This is a genomic window from Leclercia pneumoniae (assembly GCF_017348915.1).
GTDB classification, from domain to species: Bacteria; Pseudomonadota; Gammaproteobacteria; order Enterobacterales; family Enterobacteriaceae; genus Enterobacter; species Enterobacter pneumoniae.
Genome location: NZ_CP071383.1, coordinates 1,234,837 through 1,254,568, shown reverse-complemented (window position 1 = coordinate 1,254,568; position 19,732 = coordinate 1,234,837). Strand labels below are relative to the sequence as shown.

The following is a 19,732-nucleotide window of genomic DNA, read 5'->3' as shown; positions in this document are numbered from 1 at the left end:
TATCGTCCTTAGTTAATGTGTCGCACCGCCGGTAATTTTACTGTCAACCTGCTGGCGAATAGCCACCGCAATGGCAACCTCAAGGCCTCGCTGTACCGTGTGTGCCGCCATGCTCGGAGCCCCTATATGGGCGGCGGCCTGTTCCGGCAGATAAGGGATGTGGATAAACCCGCCCTTCACGCCTGGCCGCTTAGCGATAGTATTCAGCAGGCCATACATCACATGATTACAGACGAAAGTGCCTGCCGTCTGGGAAACCGAAGCAGGAACGCCTGCCTCACGCAAGGCAGCCACCATCGCTTTGATTGGCAGAGAACTAAACCATGCCGCCGGGCCGTCTGGCACAATCGCCACGTCAACGGGCTGCTGACCTTTATTATCCGGAATGCGCGCGTCATCGACATTGATCGCCACCCGTTCTACGGTAATGTCCACGCGGCCGCCCGCCTGCCCTATCGCCAGGATCACCGACGGTTGCAGTTCATCAATGGCCGCATTCAGCACCGCCAGCGACTCGCCAAACACGCACGGCAACTGCCGCGTCACCACGCGACAGTGCTCAATGGTCATCCCTTCAAGCTGTTTTACCACTTCCCAGGAAGGATTTACGGTCTCGCCGCCAAAGGGTTCGAAACCGGTCACTAATACGGTTTGCATCGTCTCTCCTTACAAGAACATCAGGAAGTAGAGTAAGAAAACGTTGGCAATCAACAGCAGCACGCCTGTCGGCACCTGCGCCTTAATCACCGCATTTTTATCTGGCAACTCCAGCAGCGCCGCCGGCACGATATTGAAGTTTGCCGCCATCGGCGTCATCAGAGTGCCGCAGTAGCCAGAGAACATCCCGATCGCCGCCATCACCGCCGGGTTACCGCCGTGCTGCAGTACCAGGATCGGAATACCAATCCCTGCCGTCACGATCGGGAAGGCGGCAAAGGCGTTGCCCATGACCATGGTCAGCAGCGCCATCCCAATGGCGTAGACCGCCACGGCGATAAAGCGGCTATCGACAGCCAGATAGGTCTGGGTGAGCCAGGAGATCCCCTCCCCGACGCCCGCCGCGGTGAACAACAGCCCCAGCGTGGCGAGGATTTGCGGCAGAATAAAGGCCCAGCCGATGGAGTCCAGCAGACGGCGCGCCTCCTGAATCGGCTGATGCACCTTCTCATGGGTCATTTTAACCGCCATGCCCAGGCCAATCAGCGAACCGACGGTCATCGAGAAGAGCGTCACCAGCGTGGAGTGGTTGCCAGGCCCGAACAGCGCTTCCTGAAGGCCCGGAATATGGTTAAACATCAGCACGCCTACCACCGTCACCACCGGGATCGCCAGTGCCGGATAGAAGAGCCGGTTGCCGAGTCGTTTGGCGCTGGCTTCACGCTCTTCCGGTTTACGCTGATGATAGCTTCCCAGACGCACGCCCCCGAAGCCGGCAATCAGCGCCAGCGCCACCACCGCTGCCCCCACGGCAATGTGCACCGTGCGTTTGTCGCCCACCAGCTGATAGGTCCAGTCACCGAGCAGGAACATCAGGCCATAGATGCCCCAGAACAGCCCGGTAGTGATACGGCGTGGGTTGGCTTTATCGCGAAATGACATCAAGGCGACGATAATCAGCACCAGGCCGGCAAGCCAGTAAAGATAGCTTTGCTGGAAATTCATTCGGCACCTCCCGGCGTGCGGAGGGTTTTCGCCAGCTCGCGCTCAAGGTGTTTATCCAGGCGCCACAGACGGGTAGCATGGATCACAAAGGCGCAGATCGCGGTCGGGATCCCCCACAAGGCAATGTGCAGCGGCTCGGTCTGAATCCCTCCGGACTCCAGCATAAAGTTGTGCATAAAGATGATGGCCCCGAAGGCGACAAAAATGTCTTCTCCGAAGAACAGCCCGACGTTGTCAGTCGCGGCCGACATGGCGCGCAGACGATAACGCACGGCACCCGGCAGCTCGCCGTACTTCTGCTCAGCCGCCCCTTCCGCCATCGGCGCCAGCAGCGGTCGCACCATTTGTGGATGACCGCCAAGGCTGGTCAATCCCATCGCGGCAGAGGCTTCGCGCACAAAGAGGTAGACGATCAGCAGGCGGCCCGAGGTGGCGCTGCGGATCTTCGCGATCCACGCCTGGGCGCGCTCTTTCAGCCCGTGACGCTCAAGCAGGCCGATCACCGCCAGCGGGATCAGCAGGATATAAGGCAGGTTTCGGGTATTGAGAAACCCTTCGCCCAATTTTTCGAGGATGGTTGCAATCGGCATCTGCGCCGCCAGCCCCGTCACGATCCCGGCGACAATGACCACCAGCACCGGGTTAAAGCGTAAAAGAAATCCGACCACAATCACCGCGATACCGATGAGTGGCCAGAGGTTTAGCGTCTCTGCCATGATGACGTTCCTGTTGGTTGTGTTGTGTTTTAAGTGCGCTACGCGCTAATTTTTATCTGTTGTGCGGCAAATTCACTGCGCAGGCGTCGGGCAAATTCCAGGGCATGTTCACCGTCACCGTGAATGCACACGCTTTGCGCCTTCACCGTCGCCCACTCGCCGGTAATACTTTTCACCCGACCGTGTTGCACCATCTCCAGGGTCTGCGCCAGCGACTGCTGCTCGTCGACGACCAGTGCGCCTGGCTGACCTCGCGGCACCAGGCTACCGTCCGCCTGATATCCCCTGTCGGCAAAGACCTCTTCCCGCGTCACCAGGCCGTAACGCTCCCCGGCACGGATCAGCTCGCTCCCGGCCAGACCGACAAGGATCAGCGCGGGATCGGCGGCGTGCACCGCACGGGCGATAGCGTCAGCCAGCATCGGCTCTTTGGCCGCCTGGTTATAGAGCATACCGTGGGGTTTGACGTGGCGTAGCTGCCCCCCTTCTGCGCGTACCATCCCCGCCAGGGCACCAATCTGATACAACACCTGGGCGTAGACGGTCTCCGGCGGCAGGGTCATTGCCGTGCGGCCAAAATTTTCCCGATCCGGGAAGCTGGGATGCGCCCCGATGGCTACGCCATTTTTCAGCGCTTCACGCACGCAGGTGAGCATGGTTTCGGCATCCCCGGCGTGAAAACCGCAGGCGATATTGGCGGACGAAACGAGCTGCAGCAGGGCGGCATCGCTGCCGCACCCCTCGCCTAAATCGGCATTTAAATCAATCACGTTCATGTAACCTCCATGCCAGCTGTTCGAGATACTGCTTCTGTACACGTCGCGCTTCCAGCGCCTCTTCCAGGGTGCAGGGCACAAAGTGAATCGGTTGTCCCAGCGGGATCTGCGCCAGATGATACATATCCGCTTCAATAATGCAGGCGATGCGTGGATAACCGCCGGTGGTCTGGGCATCGTTCATCAGTATGATCGGCTGACCGTTATGCGGCACCTGGATCACCCCCGGCAGCAGGCCATGCGACACCATTTCACGGTCGGTGGTGCGCTGCAGTTTCTGCCCCTGCAGGCGGTAGCCCATACGGTTACTTTGCGGACTGAGCTGCCAGGGCAAGCGCCAGAGCGCATCCTGCGAGGCCTGATCGAATTCATGATATTCCGGGCCAGGCAACGCGCGCACACGGTTATTCCAGAGCAGTTGTTTTACCCCCTGCGCCTCCATAAATGGGTGGCCGCCCGGGCAAATGGGCAGGCAATCGCCATCTTTTAGCAGCCGGCCTTCAAAACCGCCCATACCAATTTTGAGATCGGTACTGTAGGAGTCCATCACCTGCGGCACGTCGATGCCCCCGGCAATGGCCAGATAGCTGCGCATACCGTGTACAGGGCGCTTCAGGGTCAACCGCTGCCCGGCTTTCACCGGCAGACGCCATCCCGTCCAGACCGCCGCGTCGTCGAGCTTCGCATCACAGCCTGCCCCCGTCAGGGCAAACCAGCCGTCCTGTTCAAATTCAAAACAGCACTGGCCGAGCGTGATCTCCAGCGCGGCGGCGTCGGGTGCGTTGCCCACCAGCAGGTTGGCAATCTGCAATGCCGGTTTGTCCAGCGCGCCACAATAACTAATGCCCGACTGGCGTAAGCCAATCCGCCCGCCATCCTGCACGGAGGTGTATAGCCCGGCACGAATAACCTTTAACATACCCCCTCCTTTTGCGGGACAAAGCGCACGGTATCGCCAGGACGCAGCAGGACCGGCTCATCCAGACGCGGATCAAACAGCGGCAACGAGGTATGCCCAATCAGTTGCCAGCCGCCGGGGGACGCGAGCGGATAAATTCCCGTCTGCGCGCCGCCAATGCCCACGGAACCGGCAGGCACCTGCAGACGGGGTTCGTCGCGACGTGGCGTGGTCAGCTTTTCTGGCAAACCTCCCAGATAGGGGAATCCCGGCTGGAAGCCCAGGAACCAGACCACGTAATCGACTGATGCGTGAAGCTCGACAACCTGTTTCTCCGACAACCCCGCATGACGGGCCACTTCACCGAGATCGGGCCCGGCGCTTTTGCCGTAGACCACCGGGATCTCGATGGCGCGCGACTCAGGCTCCAGCGCCTCGCTCTCTTCCCACCAGCGTTGCAGCCGTTCAATGGCGTCCAGCGCCACCGAGTGTGGGTTGCGTAATACCACGGTGATGTTATTCATGCCGGGGATCGCTTCCACCACCTCCGGAATTTCCCCGAGCCGCTGGGTTAAACGCCAGATCCTTTTTTGCGTCGCCAGGGTGACGGGAGGTTCCAGCTCCAGCACCACGGCGGTCTCGCCTAACAGATAACAACGCGCTCGCTGCACTTAAGCACCTCTCATCAGGCTGGATTAGGGATATCAATAAAAGTGACATCCAGGTCAGTATTTTCAGTCAGCCACTCGCTGAGCGCACGGATACCGCCGCGTTCGGTGGCGTGGTGTCCTGCGGCATAAAAATGCAGCCCCTGCTCGCGGGCGGAGTGGATAGTCTGCTCCGAAACTTCACCGGTGATAAACGCATCCACCCCGAAACGGGCCGCGTTGTCGATAAAGCCCTGTCCGCCGCCGGTGCACCAGGCGACGCGTTTCACCAGATCCGGTCCGGTATCACCACTCCAGAGCGGGCGACGTCCCAGACGCGCTTCAATCCAGGAGGCCAACTCCAGACCCGGTACCGGCATCGCCAGCTCGCCCCACGGCAGCAGCTCTTCAATTTCGCCCATCACCGTAATGCCCAGTAGCTGAGCCAGCTGGACGTTGTTGCCCAGCTCCGGGTGGGCATCGAGCGGCAGGTGCCAGCCGTACAGGTTGATATCGTTGGCCAGCAGCGTTTTTAAACGGTTACGCTTCATGCCGCGGATAATCGGCGCTTCGTTTTTCCAGAAATAACCATGATGCACGATCACCGCATCCGCATTCTGGCGCACGGCCTCATCCAGCAGCGCCTGGCTGGCGGTCACGCCGGTAATAATTTTCTGTACCTGCTCGCGCCCTTCGACCTGCAGACCATTAGGGCCGTAGTCGCTAAATTTGGCGCTGTTGAGTTTGTCGTTAATCAGGCTTTCCAGTTCGCTATTCTTCATCATCACTCTCTTACGCTTTACGGGCAGCTTCATAGGCTGCCAGGGTGGCGGCGCGCGCCTGTTTATGGTCGACAACCGGACGCGGATAGTTGAGGGTCACCCCTTGTTTATCCGCCCAGATCCACGGGTCGTGAATCGCCTTGTCTGGCAAACTTGCCAGCTCCGGCAGCCAACGGCGGATAAACGCGCCGTCGGCATCAAACTTCTGCCCCTGGGTTGTCGGGTTAAAAATGCGAAAATAGGGAGCCGCATCGGTGCCGGTTGAGGCGGCCCACTGCCAGCCGCCGTTATTGGCGGCCAGATCGCCATCAATCAACTGAGACATAAAATAACGCTCCCCAATACGCCAGTCGATAAGCAGATCCTTTACCAGAAAACTGGCGGTAATCATGCGCAGACGGTTGTGCATCCAGCCCGTTTCATTGAGCTGACGCATGGCCGCATCGACGATGGGATAGCCGGTTTGCCCCTGTTGCCAGGCATGAAGCTGCTTTTCATCGTGCTGCCAGGCGACCTGTTCTGTCCAGCGGATGAATGGCCGATGTTTACATAAATCAGGGTGATACGTCATCAGATGACGATAAAATTCACGCCAGATAAGTTCATTGAGCCAGACCGCACCCGGTCCCCCCTCCAGCGCCCTGGGTTGTTCGGCCACCAGGCGATGCAGACACTGGCGCGGCGATAACACCCCGAGGGCCAGGCAAGCGGAAAGACGGCTGGTTCCTTCGATGGCCGGGAAATCGCGCTGAGCTTCATACTCCCCTGCCCCCTCCTTGCAAAAATGGCGCAGATGGGCAATAGCCTCTTTTTCCGTGGGGGGGAAGAGCCCGGCATCAAAGGGCTGTTGAGGATAATCGAAATCGAGCGGCGAGGCGTGCGCAGGCACCGCTTCCTCTCCCCGCGGGGTGGGTGCCGATGCGCACTCCGGCATGCCCTCCTTCAGGCGACGTAGCCAGGCGTTTTTGAACGGCGTAAAGACTTTGTACATCTCATGATTGCCCGTCATCACGCTGCCGGGTGGCAGGATCACGCTGTCATCAAAACCCTGACACGTTACCTGCTGCAGCGATCGCTCAAGCGCCCGATCGCGCTGCTGCTCGTTCACTTCGTACTGATAATTGTAAAAAAGATCCGTTACCTCATGTTCGGCACAGATTTGCGCCACTTTTTCAGCCTGGGCGGCAAAGTCATCAACCTCATCATAAAGAAGCGGAATGCCTTTTTCGGCCAGTTGTTGACGCAGATTATTTAAATGCGCATGAAGGTAAGCCGCCTGGCGCGGCGCCATAAGGTGGCGCTGCCATTGACCGGGTGTCGCCAGGAAGAGCGCCAGTACGCGTGCATTTTTGTTCCGACAGGCGGCGGCAAGCGCCAGGTTGTCATGGATGCGCAGATCGGCGCGAAACCAGACCAGATGGATGGGCATAAAACTCCAGAGTGTTCGTCCGTAACAGAGTTGAGCGATTCAGAATACTTCGCATTAACAATTGTAGCCATTCTGAAATGAAGCGATCTTCTCTGGTTGCCCATCCTGCGGACAAAAAAAACCGCCACATTGCTGTGGCGGCGGGTTTATTGCTGTGTATCGTCTTTCTTATTAGTAAAAATCGCAGGTGGCTTTTTCCGCCTGCGCCATCCAGACCGGTTTATCGCTGGTTTTAGCCCAGACGCGGTGCAGATAGCTGTAAAAACGGGCACGATCTTTCCAGAACAACATCACCGGCAGCGCCAGGATGCCAGCCACCACGGCGAAAGCGCGGCGTAATAATACGATATGTGCCGGAAACTCTTTGTAGTGATCCATTATTCTCTCCCCTAAGTTGGCCGGAAACATGCTCCGGAAAAAGTTAAACAGGTTATCTGGGTAAAATAGTACCGCGTTGACTGAAAGTTTACTACTCATCCGACCACTCTTTTTTATTCATTTAGTGAATATTTACACTTCCTTCGTAAGCGAGTTACAAAAAAGTTAAATTAATACTAATCATTAGTTAAATTGTGGTTTTTGATATTTTTATACTTTTTTTACACCCTGCCCCCCGCTTTTTTACGAAATCTTTGCGCCGGAAATCCTACCTTTTTCATCAATTTCAACGTCACCCGGAGGTGAATTGTGACTGCAGGTGTGATTACCGGCATCGTGCTGGTGTTCCTGTTACTGGCGTACCTGGTTTATGCCCTGATTAATGCGGAGGCATTCTGATGGCCGCGCAAGGATTTCTGCTGATTGCCAGCTTTCTGCTGGTCCTGTTCGTGCTGGCAAAACCGCTGGGTTCGCTACTTGCCCGCATGATTACCGGCACCCCGCTGCCAGCTATCGCGCGGCTGGATAGCGCCCTGCTGCGCGGCTTAGATATTGCCTGTGAGGAGATGAGCTGGCGGCGCTATCTGGCGGCAATTCTGCTGCTGAACCTGGTGGGATTGGTCGTGTTGTTTGCCATGCTGATGCTACAGGGCGCCCTGCCGTTTAACCCTCAGCAGTTGCCCGGCCTCTCCTGGCATCTGGCGCTGAATACGGCGGTGAGCTTCGTCAGTAACACCAACTGGCAGTCGTATGCCGGGGAGTCAACGCTGAGCTACTTCAGCCAGATGGCTGGCCTGACGGTGCAAAACTTCCTCTCTGCCGCCAGCGGCATTGCGGTCATTTTCGCCCTGACCCGCGCCTTTGCCCGTCAAAGCGTGTCGACGCTGGGCAACGCCTGGGTGGATCTCACCCGGATTACGCTGTGGGTGCTGTTGCCGATCTCGCTGTTGTTGGCGCTGTTCTTTATCCAGCAAGGGACGCTGCAAAACCTGCACGCTTACCAGCATTACACCTCGCTGGAAGGGGCAAAACAGCTGCTGCCAATGGGACCGGTTGCCTCTCAGGAGGCGATAAAAATGCTGGGCACCAACGGCGGCGGTTTCTTTAACGCAAACTCATCACATCCTTTCGAGAACCCCACCGCGCTAACCAATTTCGCCCAGATGCTGGCGATCTTTTTAATTCCGACTGCGCTGTGCTTTGCCTTTGGTGAGGCCGTTCGCGATCGCCGTCAGGGTCAGGCGATCCTGTGGGCGATGTCGGCGATCTTCGTGGTGTGCGCCGGGCTGGTCATGTGGGCCGAGTGGCAGGGCAACAGCCACTTCCTGGCTCTCGGCGCGGATAGCGCAATCAACATGGAGGGCAAAGAGAGCCGCTTCGGTATTCTGGCCAGCAGCCTGTACGCGGTGGTAACCACGGCGGCCTCCTGCGGGGCGGTGAATGCCATGCACGACTCCTTTACCGCGCTGGGCGGGATGATCCCGCTGTGGCTGATGCAGATTGGGGAAGTGGTCTTCGGCGGGGTGGGTTCTGGTCTGTACGGCATGCTGTTGTTCGTCCTGCTGGCAGTATTTATCGCCGGGCTGATGATTGGCCGCACGCCGGAATATCTGGGTAAGAAAATTGACGTGCGCGAAATGAAGCTGACCGCACTGGCTATTCTGGTCACCCCCGCGCTGGTGCTGCTCGGTACCGCCCTGGCGCTAATAACCGACGCAGGACGCAGCGGCATCTTTAATCCCGGCATCCACGGTTTTAGCGAGGTGCTCTACGCGGTCTCTTCCGCGGCCAATAACAACGGTAGCGCCTTTGCCGGTTTAAGTGCGAACACGCCATTCTGGAACTGCCTGCTGGCGGCCTGCATGTTGCTGGGACGCTTTGGGGTGATTATTCCGGTGATGGCGATTGCCGGGGCTCTGGTTAACAAAAAAATCCAGCCTGCCTCTACCGGTACGCTGCCCACCAGCGGCCCGCTGTTTATCGGCCTGCTGATCGGCACGGTACTGCTGGTGGGTGCGCTGACCTTTATTCCCGCCCTCGCATTAGGCCCGGTCGCGGAACATCTCTCTTTACGCTGATTTTGCGGAGTATTAGTCATGAGTCGTAAGCAACTGGCCCTGCTCGAACCCTCGCTGGTTCGCCAGGCGCTGCTGGATGCGGTAAAAAAACTGAGTCCGCGCGTGCAGTGGCACAACCCGGTGATGTTTATCGTCTGGATTGGCAGCCTGCTCACTACCCTGCTTGCCATCGCGATGGCGGGGGGAAAACTGCCGGGCAATGCGCTGTTCACCGCAGCCATCAGCCTGTGGCTGTGGTTTACCGTCCTGTTTGCCAACTTTGCCGAAGCGCTGGCCGAAGGGCGGAGTAAAGCCCAGGCCAATAGCCTGAAGGGGGTAAAGAAAACCTCCTTTGCCCGCAAACTGCGTGAGCCGAAGTACGGCGCCGCCAGCGATAAGGTTCCGGCAGAGACCCTGCGCAAAGGGGATATTGTTCTGGTGGAAGCCGGCGATATCATTCCGTGCGATGGGGAGGTGATCGAAGGCGGCGCCTCGGTGGACGAGAGCGCCATCACCGGTGAATCGGCCCCGGTGATCCGTGAATCCGGCGGGGATTTTGCCTCCGTAACGGGCGGCACGCGTATTCTCTCGGACTGGCTGGTGATTCAGTGCAGCGTTAACCCTGGTGAAACCTTTCTTGATCGGATGATCGCCATGGTCGAAGGGGCCCAGCGCCGCAAGACGCCTAACGAAATTGCCCTGACCATTCTGCTGGTGGCCCTGACGTTGGTCTTCCTGCTGGCGACAGCCACCCTGTGGCCGTTCTCGGCTTACGGCGGCACGCCTGTGAGCGTGACGGTGCTGGTGGCGTTGCTGGTCTGCCTGATCCCCACCACCATCGGCGGGCTGCTCTCCGCCATCGGCGTAGCGGGGATGAGCCGGATGCTGGGGGCCAACGTTATCGCCACCAGCGGCCGCGCGGTCGAAGCGGCGGGCGACGTGGACGTATTACTGCTGGATAAAACCGGCACTATTACGCTGGGTAATCGCCAGGCGTCTGACTTTCTGCCCGCACCTGGCGTTGAGGAGAAGACCCTGGCCGACGCAGCGCAGCTCGCCTCGCTGGCGGATGAGACGCCAGAAGGCCGCAGCATCGTGGTACTGGCGAAACAGCGCTTTAATCTGCGTCAGCGCGATGTACAGAGCCTGCAGGCTACCTTCGTGCCTTTCACCGCGCAGACCCGGATGAGCGGCATCAACATTCAGGATCGCCTGATCCGTAAAGGGTCAGTGGATGCCATTCGCCGCCATATCGCGGCCAATAACGGCCACTTTCCTGCTGAAGTCGATGCGCTGGTAGAGCGCGTCGCCAGGGAGGGTGCTACCCCGCTGGTGGTGGCCGAAGGCGCCAGCGTGCTGGGGGTCATCGCCCTGAAGGACATCGTTAAAGGCGGCATCAAAGAGCGCTTTGCTCAGTTGCGTAAGATGGGCATCAAAACGGTGATGATCACGGGTGATAACCGTCTGACCGCAGCGGCCATCGCGGCTGAAGCCGGGGTGGATGATTTTCTCTCTGAAGCCACCCCCGAGGCGAAGCTGGCGTTGATCCGCCAGTATCAGGCCGAAGGTTGGCTGGTGGCAATGACCGGCGATGGCACCAACGATGCGCCAGCGCTGGCCCAGGCGGACGTGGCGGTCGCCATGAACTCAGGTACCCAGGCGGCGAAAGAGGCGGGCAACATGGTCGATCTGGACTCAAACCCGACCAAGCTGATTGAAGTGGTACACATCGGTAAACAGATGCTGATGACCCGGGGCTCGCTTACTACCTTCAGTATTGCCAACGACGTGGCGAAATATTTTGCCATTATCCCGGCGGCCTTTGCGGTGACCTATCCGCAGCTCAACGCCCTGAATGTGATGCAGTTGCACTCCCCCGCATCGGCGATCCTCAGCGCGGTGATTTTTAACGCGCTGATCATCGTCTTCCTGATCCCGCTTGCGCTGAAAGGGGTGAGTTACAAGCCGCTCACCGCCGCCGCCATGCTACGTCGTAATTTATGGATCTACGGTCTGGGTGGACTACTGGTGCCCTTTATCGGCATTAAAGCGATCGACCTGCTGCTGACCGTGTTCGGACTGGTTTAAGAGGTAATTCAAATGGCTATGTTACGTCCCGCTATACTTTTGTTTATCTTGCTGGCCGCCATTACCGGCGGGCTCTACCCGCTGGTGACCACCGCGCTGGGGCAGTGGCTGTTTCATGATCGGGCCAACGGCTCTTTGATTATGCAGGGGAGTGAGGTTCGCGGTTCGCGGCTGATTGGGCAGAACTTTACCGGCGCGGGTTACTTCCAGGGGCGGCCTTCCGCCACGGCAGAAAGCCCGTATAATCCTATGGCCTCCGGGGGCAGTAATCTGGCCGGCAGTAACCCGGCGCTGGACAGCGCAGTAACAGAGCGGGTGACGGCCCTGCGGGCCGCCAATCCACAAGCGACGGCGGCGGTACCGGTTGAGTTGATTACCGCCTCGGCCAGCGGACTGGATTACAGCCTCACCCCCGGCGCAGTCGCCTGGCAGATCCCCCGTGTCGCGCAGGCCCGCGGGCTAACCCCTGCCCAGGTCAGTGAACTGGTGGCAAAGCATACCCAAAAACCGCTGGTCGGCTTCCTGGGCATGCCGATAGTGAATATCGTTGAAGTAAACCTGGCGCTGGACGCACTAAGGAACCCTTAATATGACCGACGAGCCCCTGCGCCCGGATCCGGATCGTTTGCTGGAACAGACCGCTGCGCCCCACCGCGGTAAGCTAAAAATCTTCTTTGGCGCCTGCGCGGGGGTAGGAAAAACCTTCGCCATGCTGGCGGAAGCGCAGCGTTTACGCGCCCAGGGGCTCGATATCCTGATCGGCGTGGTTGAAACCCATGGCCGTCAGGAGACCGCCGCACTGCTTACCGGGCTGGCGACACAGCCACCCCGGCATTTCACGCACCGTGGCCGTACGGTCACGGAGTTTGACCTTGATGCCGCCCTCGCCCGCCGCCCGGCGCTGATCCTGATGGACGAACTGGCCCACAGCAATGTGCCCGGATCCCGCCATCCCAAGCGCTGGCAGGATGTGGAAGAGCTGCTGGAAGCGGGCATCGATGTGTTTACCACCGTCAACGTGCAACATCTCGAAAGCCTCAATGACGTGGTGAGCGGCGTCACCGGCATTCAGGTGCGTGAGACGGTCCCCGACCCCTTCTTCGACGCCGCCGACGAGGTTGTGCTGGTGGATCTGCCGCCGGACGATCTGCGTCAGCGCCTGCATGAGGGCAAAGTCTATATTGCCGGCCAGGCCGAGCGCGCCATCGAACATTTCTTCCGTAAAGGTAATCTTATCGCCCTGCGCGAACTGGCGCTGCGTCGCACCGCCGACAGGGTGGACGATCAGATGCGAGCCTGGCGCGACCGCCAGGGAGAAGAGAAGGTCTGGCACACCCGCGACGCCATCCTGCTGTGCATTGGGCATAGCCGGGGTAATGAGAAGCTGGTACGTACCGCCGCGCGACTGGCGGCGAAGCTTGGCAGCGTCTGGCACGCGGTCTACGTCGAAACCCCGCAGCTACATCGCCTGCCGGAGCAGCAACGGCGCGCCATTCTCAGTGCCTTGCACCTGGCCCAGGAGCTCGGGGCCGAGACCGCCACGCTCACCGACCCGGCGGAAGATAAGGCCATTGTGCGCTATGCCCGGGAACATAACCTCGGCAAAATCGTGCTCGGACGTCGCAATCGCCGTCGCTGGTTCGATCGCAGCAGCTTCGCCGACAAGCTGGCCCAGCGCGCACCGGAGCTGGATCTGGTGGTGGTGGCGCTGGATGATACCCCTGCCCCGCTACTGGTCAAAACGCCCGATAATCGCACTTTTAACGAGAAGTGGCGCATCCAGCTGCGCGGTTGTCTGGTGGCTGTGCTGCTTTGCGCCCTCATTACCTTTATCACCAGTCAATGGCTGCCCGGTTTTGATGCGGCCAACCTGGTCATGATCTATCTGCTGGGAGTCGTGGTGGTGGCGCTGTTTTTCGGGCGCTGGCCGTCGGTCCTGGCGACGGTGATTAATGTCATCAGCTTTGACCTGTTCTTTATTGCGCCACGCGGCACGCTGGCGGTTTCAGACGTGCAGTATGTGCTCACCTTCGCGGTAATGCTCGCCGTGGGATTGCTCATCGGTAACCTCACCGCCGGAGTACGCTACCAGGCGCGGATTGCCCGCTATCGTGAACAGCGCACCCGCCACCTGTATGAGATGTCGAAAGCGCTGGCAGTGGGCCGCACCCCGCTGGAGATCGTCCAGACCAGCCAGCAATTTATTCACTCCACCTTTCATGCCCACAGCCTGATTCTGCTGCCGGACGCCGAAGGCAAGCTCGGCCCGCTCACCCCCGCCACCGGCATGACGCCCTGGGACGAGGCGATAGCGCGCTGGAGCTTTGATAAAGGCTTACCGGCGGGTGCCGGCACGGATACCCTGCCCGGCGTGCCGTATCAAATTTTACCATTACGCAGCGCAGCCAATATTCAGGGGCTGGCCATTGTTGAGCCGACAAATCTGCGCCAGCTGATGATCCCCGAGCAGCAACGGCTACTGGAAACCTTTACCCTGCTGGTCGCCAGTGCGCTGGAACGGCTGGCACTCACCACCAGCGAAGAGCAGGCAAGGCTTGCCAGCGAGCGGGAGAGTATTCGTAATTCACTGCTCGCCGCCCTGTCGCACGATCTCCGCACGCCGCTGACGGTGCTGTTTGGCCAGTCAGAAATTCTGACCCTCGACCTGGCGGCTGAGGGGTCGCCGCATGCTACGCAGGCCAGTGAGATCCGCCAGCATGTCCTGAATACCACCCGACTGGTCAACAATCTGCTGGATATGGCGCGCATCCAGTCTGGCGGCTTTAACCTGAAAAAAGAGTGGCTGACGCTGGAAGAGGTAGTCGGCAGCGCCCTGAAAACGCTGGAGCCGGGCTCGGGTGGGCGGCATATCGCGCTGGATCTGCCTGAGCCCCTGGCGCTGATCCACGTCGATGGCCCGCTGTTTGAACGGGTCCTCATCAATCTGCTGGAGAATGCGGTGAAATATGCCGGCCCGAAAGCCGATATCGGTATTCAGGCCCGGACAGCCGAAAACCGGTTTACGCTGACGGTGTGGGATAACGGACCGGGCATTCCTGACGGGCAAGAGCGCGCTATCTTTGATAAGTTTGCTCGCGGGAACAAAGAGTCGGCCATTCCTGGCGTCGGGCTGGGGCTGGCTATCTGCCAGGCGATAGTCGAGGTGCATGGCGGGACAATTACGGCGCAAAACCGCCCCGAGGGAGGGGCCCGTTTTTGTGTTACACTCCCGCTCGAACCGCCCCCTGAACTCAATGACTTACCCGAGGATATGTGATTAACGTCCTGATAATCGAAGACGAACTGGCTATCAGCCGCTTTCTGCGCACCGCTCTGGAAGCCGACGGTCTGCGCGTCTACGAAGCGGGAACACTGCAGCGCGGTCTGCTGGAAGCGGCGACGCGCAAACCCGATCTGGTGATCCTCGATCTCGGCCTGCCGGATGGCGACGGTCTGGATTTTATTCGCGACGTGCGCCAGTGGAGCCAGATGCCGATTATCGTCTTGTCGGCGCGGGTAGAAGAGGATGACAAGATTGCCGCGCTGGATGCCGGTGCAGACGATTATCTCAGCAAGCCGTTCGGCATTGGCGAACTGCAGGCGCGCCTGCGTGTGGCGCTGCGTCGTCATGGGAGTACGGCCTCTCCAGATCCCGTTTATCGCTTCTCGGATATCACCGTTGATCTGGCGGCGCGCCGTATTGTGCGTGGCGTAGAGGAGATCCACCTCACCCCTATTGAATTTCGCCTGCTGGCGATACTGCTTAACAATCATGGCAAGGTGCTGACCCAGCGCCAGCTGCTGAATCAGGTCTGGGGGCCGAACGCGGTAGAGCACAGCCACTACCTGCGCATTTATATGGGCCACTTGCGCCAGAAGCTGGAAGCCGATCCCGCGCGCCCGCGCCATCTGTTAACTGAAACCGGGGTCGGGTATCGCTTTTTGCTCTGATCGCAGGCCATAAAAAAACCCGGTGGCGCGACCGCCTACCGGGTATGTTTTCCGCCTTCCGCTATCAGGCGTTTTTCAGCACTTCGCTCACGATCTCTACCGCTTCTTTCTCAATCAGCTTACGGTGTTCGTCGCCGAGGAAGCTTTCGCAGTAAATTTTATACGCATCTTCCGTGCCGGACGGACGCGCCGCGAACCAGCCGTTTTCCGTCATCACCTTCAGGCCGCCAATAGAGGCGCCGTTGCCCGGGGCCGCAGTCAGACGGGCGGTGATCGGGTCACCCGCCAGGGTATCTGCGCTCACCTGCTCCGGAGAGAGTTTAGAGAGCGCCGCTTTCTGGGCAGAGGTTGCGCTCGCCTGGATGCGGTTATAGCTCGGTGCGCCAAAGCGTGCCGCCAGTTCGTTATAGTGCTCCTGCGGGTTTTTACCGGTAACCGCGGTAATTTCGGCAGCCAGCAGGCACATGATGATGCCGTCTTTATCGGTCGACCACGGGGTGCCATCGAAACGCAGGAAAGAGGCCCCTGCGCTCTCTTCGCCACCGAAGCCGAAGCTACCGTCATGCAGACCATCCACGAACCATTTGAAGCCTACCGGAACTTCGACCAGGTTGCGGCCGAGGTCGTTCACCACCCGGTCGATCATGGCGGAGGAGACCAGCGTCTTACCAACGGCGACCTCTTTGCCCCACTGTGGACGGTGCTGGAACAGGTAGTTAATCGCCACCGCCAGGTAGTGGTTCGGATTCATCAGCCCAGCCGGGGTGACGATGCCGTGGCGGTCATAATCCGGGTCGTTAGCGAAGGCCAGAGCGAACTTGTCGCGCAGCGCCAGCAGCCCCGCCATCGCACACTCCGATGAGCAGTCCATACGGATTGCGCCGTCTTTATCCAGGTGCATAAAGCGGAAGGTTTGATCGACCTGATCGTTAACCAGGGTCAGATCCAGCTTGTAAAACTCGGCGATACGTTTCCAGTATTCAATACCGGAGCCGCCGAGCGGATCGACGCCCAGCTTCAGGCCCGCTTTCTGGATAGCCGCCATATCGAGGATATCCGCCAGCCCTTCAACGAAGGGTTGCACCAGATCCTGCTCTTTCACGTGGCCAGAGGCCATCGCCGCGTCCAGAGAGATACGCTTCACGCCTTTCAGACCATCGGCCAGCAGCGCGTTAGCACGATCTTCCACCACTTTGGTGACGTTGGTGTCAGCCGGGCCACCATTAGGTGGGTTATATTTGATACCGCCATCTTCCGGCGGGTTATGCGACGGGGTGATGACGATACCATCGGCCTGCGCCCCGCCCTTTTTGTTATGCACCAGAATGGCGTTGGAGACGGCAGGGGTCGGCGTATAGCCGTTATTTTCCTGCACGATCACGTCTACGCCGTTGGCAGCCAGCACCTCCAGCACGGAGATAAATGCGGGCTCAGAGAGCGCATGGGTGTCTTTACCCACGTAGCATGGACCGGTTACACCATTTTTGGCGCGCTCTTCCGCGATGGCCTGGGCAATGGCCAGAATGTGTGGTTCGTTAAAACTGTGGCGCGCCGCGCTGCCGCGGTGACCAGACGTACCAAACTTCACTGCGTGTTCTGCGTTGCCCACCTGAGGCTTCAGCACATAGTACTGAGATGTCAGTTGAGCGACGTTAATCAAATCGCTTTGTTGTGCAGGCTGACCCGCACGAGTGTGATTTGCCATTGCCTGATCCTTCCAATGCAAGGGTTAGATTGTACCGCAAACCTTATCAGTCAATTCCGCCGGGAACTGCATGGACTGCATGATATGTTCGATCATGCTGCGCTTGCGTCCCGTGTTGGTATTGGTGATGACCCAGTACGGCGTACCAGGAACATGTTTGGGCTTAGTTTGATTGCCATTCTGCAACAGGGTCTGCTCGTCGCCCGCGAAGTAGACGCGGGTGCGGCCATGCAGAGATTCTGTTGCGTCAGCGAATGCCTTGTTATCCAGTGAATACAGTGTAGACAGCACCAGCATAAAGCGGTTGACGGCTTTCTTTTGTTCCGCGTATTCGTCCGAGAGCAGGAGCTCGCGCATCGCGCGCACTCTGTCTTTTGCCGGGGTATTCGGCTTTTCTTGCGCAGGCGCAGAAGGCAGGCGCACTTCTTTGGTGGCCGGAGCGGCAGACAGGGTGGCATTAGAAACTTTCAGCATGCGCCGTAAAATGTCGGACGCGCTCTCGCCGATATGCCGGGTCTGGCTGGCAATATAGTGATAGAGCTCGTCATCAACTTCGATTGTTTTCATCTTAATCCAGTGCGATATCTTATCTGAATACAAGTCGTTGGGAGTATAAGGTCTAAACCCAACAGCGGATAGCGTCAAACCTGAGTGGCGGCAAAAGTCAGATTAAACTGTTTCCTTGCAGCCGGGCGGCAGAATGGTCAACATAATACCCTAACCTGACATCCGTAAAAAAAGAACTTTGCCATGAAATTAAATACCCGAGCGCAATCTGCACAATCGCCGCACAATAATTCTCCCGTTGTTCTGGTTCACGGTCTGTTTGGTAGCCTGGATAACCTGGGCGTGCTGGCGCGGGATTTAGTCACCGATCACGATATCCTGCAGGTGGATATGCGTAACCACGGTCAGTCGCCTCGTTCCTCTGAAATGACCTACGCCGCGATGGCTCAGGATCTGCTGGACACGCTGGATGCGCACAACATTGAGAAAGCCGTATTGATTGGCCACTCGATGGGCGGCAAAGCGGTGATGGCGCTGACGGCGCTGGCCCCGGAACGCATTGCGGGGCTGGTGGTCATTGATGTGGCGCCGGTTAATTATCAAGTACGTCGTCATGATGAGATCTTTGCTGCTATCAATGCGGTCACGGACGCAGCGGTGACGACACGCCAGCAGGCCGCTGCGATTATGCGCCAGCATCTCGATGAAGAGGGGGTGGTGCAGTTCTTGCTGAAATCCTTTATTGATGGCGCCTGGCGCTTCGATGTTGCTGTGTTGTGGGATCAATATGCCAATATTGTGGGCTGGCAGACCGTTCCGGTCTGGCCGCATCCGACGCTCTTTATTTGCGGTGGCAACTCACCTTACGTTACCGAGGCTTACCGTGAAGCACTTCTGGCGCAATTCCCTCAGGCCCGGGCGCATGTCATTGCGGGGGCAGGACACTGGGTTCATGCTGAAAAACCTGATGCCGTGCTACGTGCCATCCGTCGTTACCTCGCTGAAGGCGAGAATTGATTAAAAAATTGATTAAAAAGAAAGCGACCGGTCGTCTGGGGGCGACCAGTCGTTGGCGTGCTGTTTTCGGTGATGTATGATGGCGCGCTTATCGCCCGGGCTTTAGCAGGGCGTCTTTGTTTCCCCCGAAGTCTCAAAATCATGGCCAAAGAACAAACGGACCGCACGACACTAGATCTGTTCGCGAATGAGCGTCGCCCGGGACGACCGAAAACCAATCCGCTTTCGCGCGATGAACAGCTGCGCATCAATAAGCGCAACCAACTTAAACGCGATAAAAGTCGTGGGCTTAAACGCGTCGAGTTAAAATTGAACGCTGACGCCGTAGATGCCCTGAACGAACTGGCCGCGGCCCGGGAGATGAGCCGTAGCGAACTTATCGAAGAGATGCTGATGCTGCAGCTGGAACAGCTGCACGGCAAAGCCTAAGTCAGAAAAATCCCCTTCTTCTTGTTTTCATGTAGCACAGAGTGCAGTCCTGCGCGATAGCAGTTTCCGCAGGCTTCTCTGTTCTGCTATGATTGCCCTTATCCGTGGACAATTTGCGCCACCATACTATTAAGTTTCAAGAGGTTATTTTACTCATGGCTATCATCGGCATTTTTTTCGGCAGCGACACCGGTAACACGGAAAACATCGCAAAAAACATTCAAAAACAGTTGGGTAAAGACGTTGCCGATGTTCATGACATAGCTAAAAGCAGCAAAGAAGATCTGGAAGGCTACGATATTCTGCTGCTGGGCATCCCGACCTGGTACTACGGCGAAGCGCAGTGTGACTGGGATGACTTCTTCCCGTCCCTCGAAGAGGTAGACTTCACCGGTAAGCTGGTTGCCCTCTTCGGCTGTGGGGATCAGGAAGACTACGCAGAGTACTTCTGCGATGCCCTGGGTACGATTCGCGACATCATCGAACCACGCGGCGCCGTGATCGTGGGTCACTGGCCAACGGCGGGCTATCACTTCGAAGCCTCTAAAGGTCTGGCGGATGATAATAACTTTGTGGGCCTGGCCATCGATGAAGATCGTCAGCCAGAGCTGACCGCAGAGCGCGTTGATAAATGGGTTAAGCAGATTCGTGAAGAGCTGCAGCTCGACGCCATTATCAATGCCTGATTGC

The 19,732-nt window shown here is 58.4% G+C and carries 20 protein-coding genes; 9 read left to right on the top strand and 11 right to left on the bottom strand.

The genetic code is table 11. The features are described 5' to 3' along the window. Nucleotides 1-12: 12 nt before the first annotated feature. The 9 genes from pcp to JZ655_RS05815 form a co-directional block, all read right to left on the bottom strand. A complete protein-coding gene (pcp, locus tag JZ655_RS05855) occupies nucleotides 13-657 on the bottom strand; it encodes a pyroglutamyl-peptidase I (protein WP_207293244.1) in 645 nt (214 codons plus the stop codon). Nucleotides 658-666: 9 nt separating this feature from the next. Next, the gene (locus JZ655_RS05850) at nucleotides 667-1,662 is read right to left on the bottom strand and encodes a DUF979 domain-containing protein (protein WP_046886575.1); all 996 of its coding nucleotides are present in this window, start codon (nucleotides 1,660-1,662) and stop codon (nucleotides 667-669) included. Further along, nucleotides 1,659-2,378, bottom strand: coding sequence for a DUF969 domain-containing protein (locus JZ655_RS05845; protein ID WP_040076536.1), 720 nt, complete (start codon nucleotides 2,376-2,378; stop codon nucleotides 1,659-1,661). The genes JZ655_RS05850 and JZ655_RS05845 overlap by 4 nt, the downstream gene beginning before the upstream one ends. A gap of 38 nt (nucleotides 2,379-2,416) precedes the next feature. Then, nucleotides 2,417-3,154 carry a 5-oxoprolinase subunit PxpA gene (gene pxpA, locus JZ655_RS05840; RefSeq protein ID WP_207293243.1) on the bottom strand — a complete coding sequence of 246 codons (738 nt, stop codon included), beginning with the start codon at nucleotides 3,152-3,154 and terminating at the stop codon, nucleotides 2,417-2,419. Then, nucleotides 3,141-4,073, bottom strand: coding sequence for a 5-oxoprolinase subunit PxpC (gene pxpC / locus JZ655_RS05835; protein ID WP_040076538.1), 933 nt, complete (start codon nucleotides 4,071-4,073; stop codon nucleotides 3,141-3,143). Before pxpC ends, pxpA begins: the two co-directional genes overlap by 14 nt. Beyond that, a complete protein-coding gene (gene pxpB / locus JZ655_RS05830; RefSeq protein WP_040076539.1) occupies nucleotides 4,067-4,723 on the bottom strand; it encodes a 5-oxoprolinase subunit PxpB in 657 nt (218 codons plus the stop codon). Before pxpB ends, pxpC begins: the two co-directional genes overlap by 7 nt. Before the next feature lie 14 nt (nucleotides 4,724-4,737). Beyond that, nucleotides 4,738-5,481 carry a type 2 GTP cyclohydrolase I gene (locus JZ655_RS05825; RefSeq protein WP_046886577.1) on the bottom strand — a complete coding sequence of 248 codons (744 nt, stop codon included), beginning with the start codon at nucleotides 5,479-5,481 and terminating at the stop codon, nucleotides 4,738-4,740. Nucleotides 5,482-5,491: 10 nt separating this feature from the next. Further along, nucleotides 5,492-6,910: a deoxyribodipyrimidine photo-lyase gene (phrB, locus tag JZ655_RS05820; protein WP_207293242.1), complete on the bottom strand. Its 1,419-nt coding sequence runs from the start codon at nucleotides 6,908-6,910 to the stop codon at nucleotides 5,492-5,494. Nucleotides 6,911-7,081: 171 nt separating this feature from the next. Further along, on the bottom strand, nucleotides 7,082-7,288 hold the full coding sequence (locus JZ655_RS05815; protein ID WP_046886579.1) for a YbfA family protein: 207 nt from the start codon (nucleotides 7,286-7,288) through the stop codon (nucleotides 7,082-7,084). A gap of 309 nt (nucleotides 7,289-7,597) precedes the next feature. Between JZ655_RS05815 and kdpF the strand changes: the two genes are divergently transcribed. The 6 genes from kdpF to kdpE are packed head-to-tail and all read left to right on the top strand — an operon-like array spanning nucleotide 7,598 to nucleotide 15,384. Beyond that, nucleotides 7,598-7,687, top strand: coding sequence for a K(+)-transporting ATPase subunit F (gene kdpF / locus JZ655_RS05810; protein ID WP_080346643.1), 90 nt, complete (start codon nucleotides 7,598-7,600; stop codon nucleotides 7,685-7,687). Next, nucleotides 7,687-9,366 carry a potassium-transporting ATPase subunit KdpA gene (gene kdpA, locus JZ655_RS05805; RefSeq protein ID WP_207293241.1) on the top strand — a complete coding sequence of 560 codons (1,680 nt, stop codon included), beginning with the start codon at nucleotides 7,687-7,689 and terminating at the stop codon, nucleotides 9,364-9,366. The genes kdpF and kdpA overlap by 1 nt, the downstream gene beginning before the upstream one ends. A gap of 18 nt (nucleotides 9,367-9,384) precedes the next feature. Further along, entirely contained in the window at nucleotides 9,385-11,433 is a 2,049-nt protein-coding gene (kdpB, locus tag JZ655_RS05800; protein WP_207293240.1) for a potassium-transporting ATPase subunit KdpB, read from the top strand. A 12-nt stretch (nucleotides 11,434-11,445) separates the two neighbouring features. Then, nucleotides 11,446-12,021, top strand: coding sequence for a potassium-transporting ATPase subunit KdpC (gene kdpC, locus JZ655_RS05795; protein WP_207293239.1), 576 nt, complete (start codon nucleotides 11,446-11,448; stop codon nucleotides 12,019-12,021). Between the two features lies 1 nt (nucleotide 12,022). After that, entirely contained in the window at nucleotides 12,023-14,710 is a 2,688-nt protein-coding gene (kdpD, locus tag JZ655_RS05790; protein WP_207293238.1) for a two-component system sensor histidine kinase KdpD, read from the top strand. Then, nucleotides 14,707-15,384, top strand: a complete 678-nt coding sequence (gene kdpE / locus JZ655_RS05785) for a two-component system response regulator KdpE (RefSeq protein ID WP_207293237.1) — start codon at nucleotides 14,707-14,709, stop codon at nucleotides 15,382-15,384. The genes kdpD and kdpE overlap by 4 nt, the downstream gene beginning before the upstream one ends. Before the next feature lie 64 nt (nucleotides 15,385-15,448). Here kdpE and pgm read toward each other — a convergent pair whose 3' ends face one another. Then, nucleotides 15,449-17,089 carry a phosphoglucomutase (alpha-D-glucose-1,6-bisphosphate-dependent) gene (pgm, locus tag JZ655_RS05780; RefSeq protein ID WP_207293236.1) on the bottom strand — a complete coding sequence of 547 codons (1,641 nt, stop codon included), beginning with the start codon at nucleotides 17,087-17,089 and terminating at the stop codon, nucleotides 15,449-15,451. Nucleotides 17,090-17,113: 24 nt separating this feature from the next. Next, entirely contained in the window at nucleotides 17,114-17,656 is a 543-nt protein-coding gene (seqA, locus tag JZ655_RS05775) for a replication initiation negative regulator SeqA (RefSeq protein ID WP_040076549.1), read from the bottom strand. A gap of 183 nt (nucleotides 17,657-17,839) precedes the next feature. Between seqA and ybfF the strand changes: the two genes are divergently transcribed. The 3 genes from ybfF to fldA all read left to right on the top strand — a co-directional run bounded on the left by ybfF (nucleotide 17,840) and on the right by fldA (nucleotide 19,728). Beyond that, nucleotides 17,840-18,613 carry an esterase gene (ybfF, locus tag JZ655_RS05770; RefSeq protein WP_207293235.1) on the top strand — a complete coding sequence of 258 codons (774 nt, stop codon included), beginning with the start codon at nucleotides 17,840-17,842 and terminating at the stop codon, nucleotides 18,611-18,613. A gap of 141 nt (nucleotides 18,614-18,754) precedes the next feature. Beyond that, entirely contained in the window at nucleotides 18,755-19,042 is a 288-nt protein-coding gene (ybfE, locus tag JZ655_RS05765; RefSeq protein ID WP_046886586.1) for a LexA regulated protein, read from the top strand. Nucleotides 19,043-19,197: 155 nt separating this feature from the next. After that, nucleotides 19,198-19,728 carry a flavodoxin FldA gene (gene fldA / locus JZ655_RS05760; RefSeq protein ID WP_046886587.1) on the top strand — a complete coding sequence of 177 codons (531 nt, stop codon included), beginning with the start codon at nucleotides 19,198-19,200 and terminating at the stop codon, nucleotides 19,726-19,728. The last annotated feature ends 4 nt before the right edge of the window (nucleotides 19,729-19,732 follow it).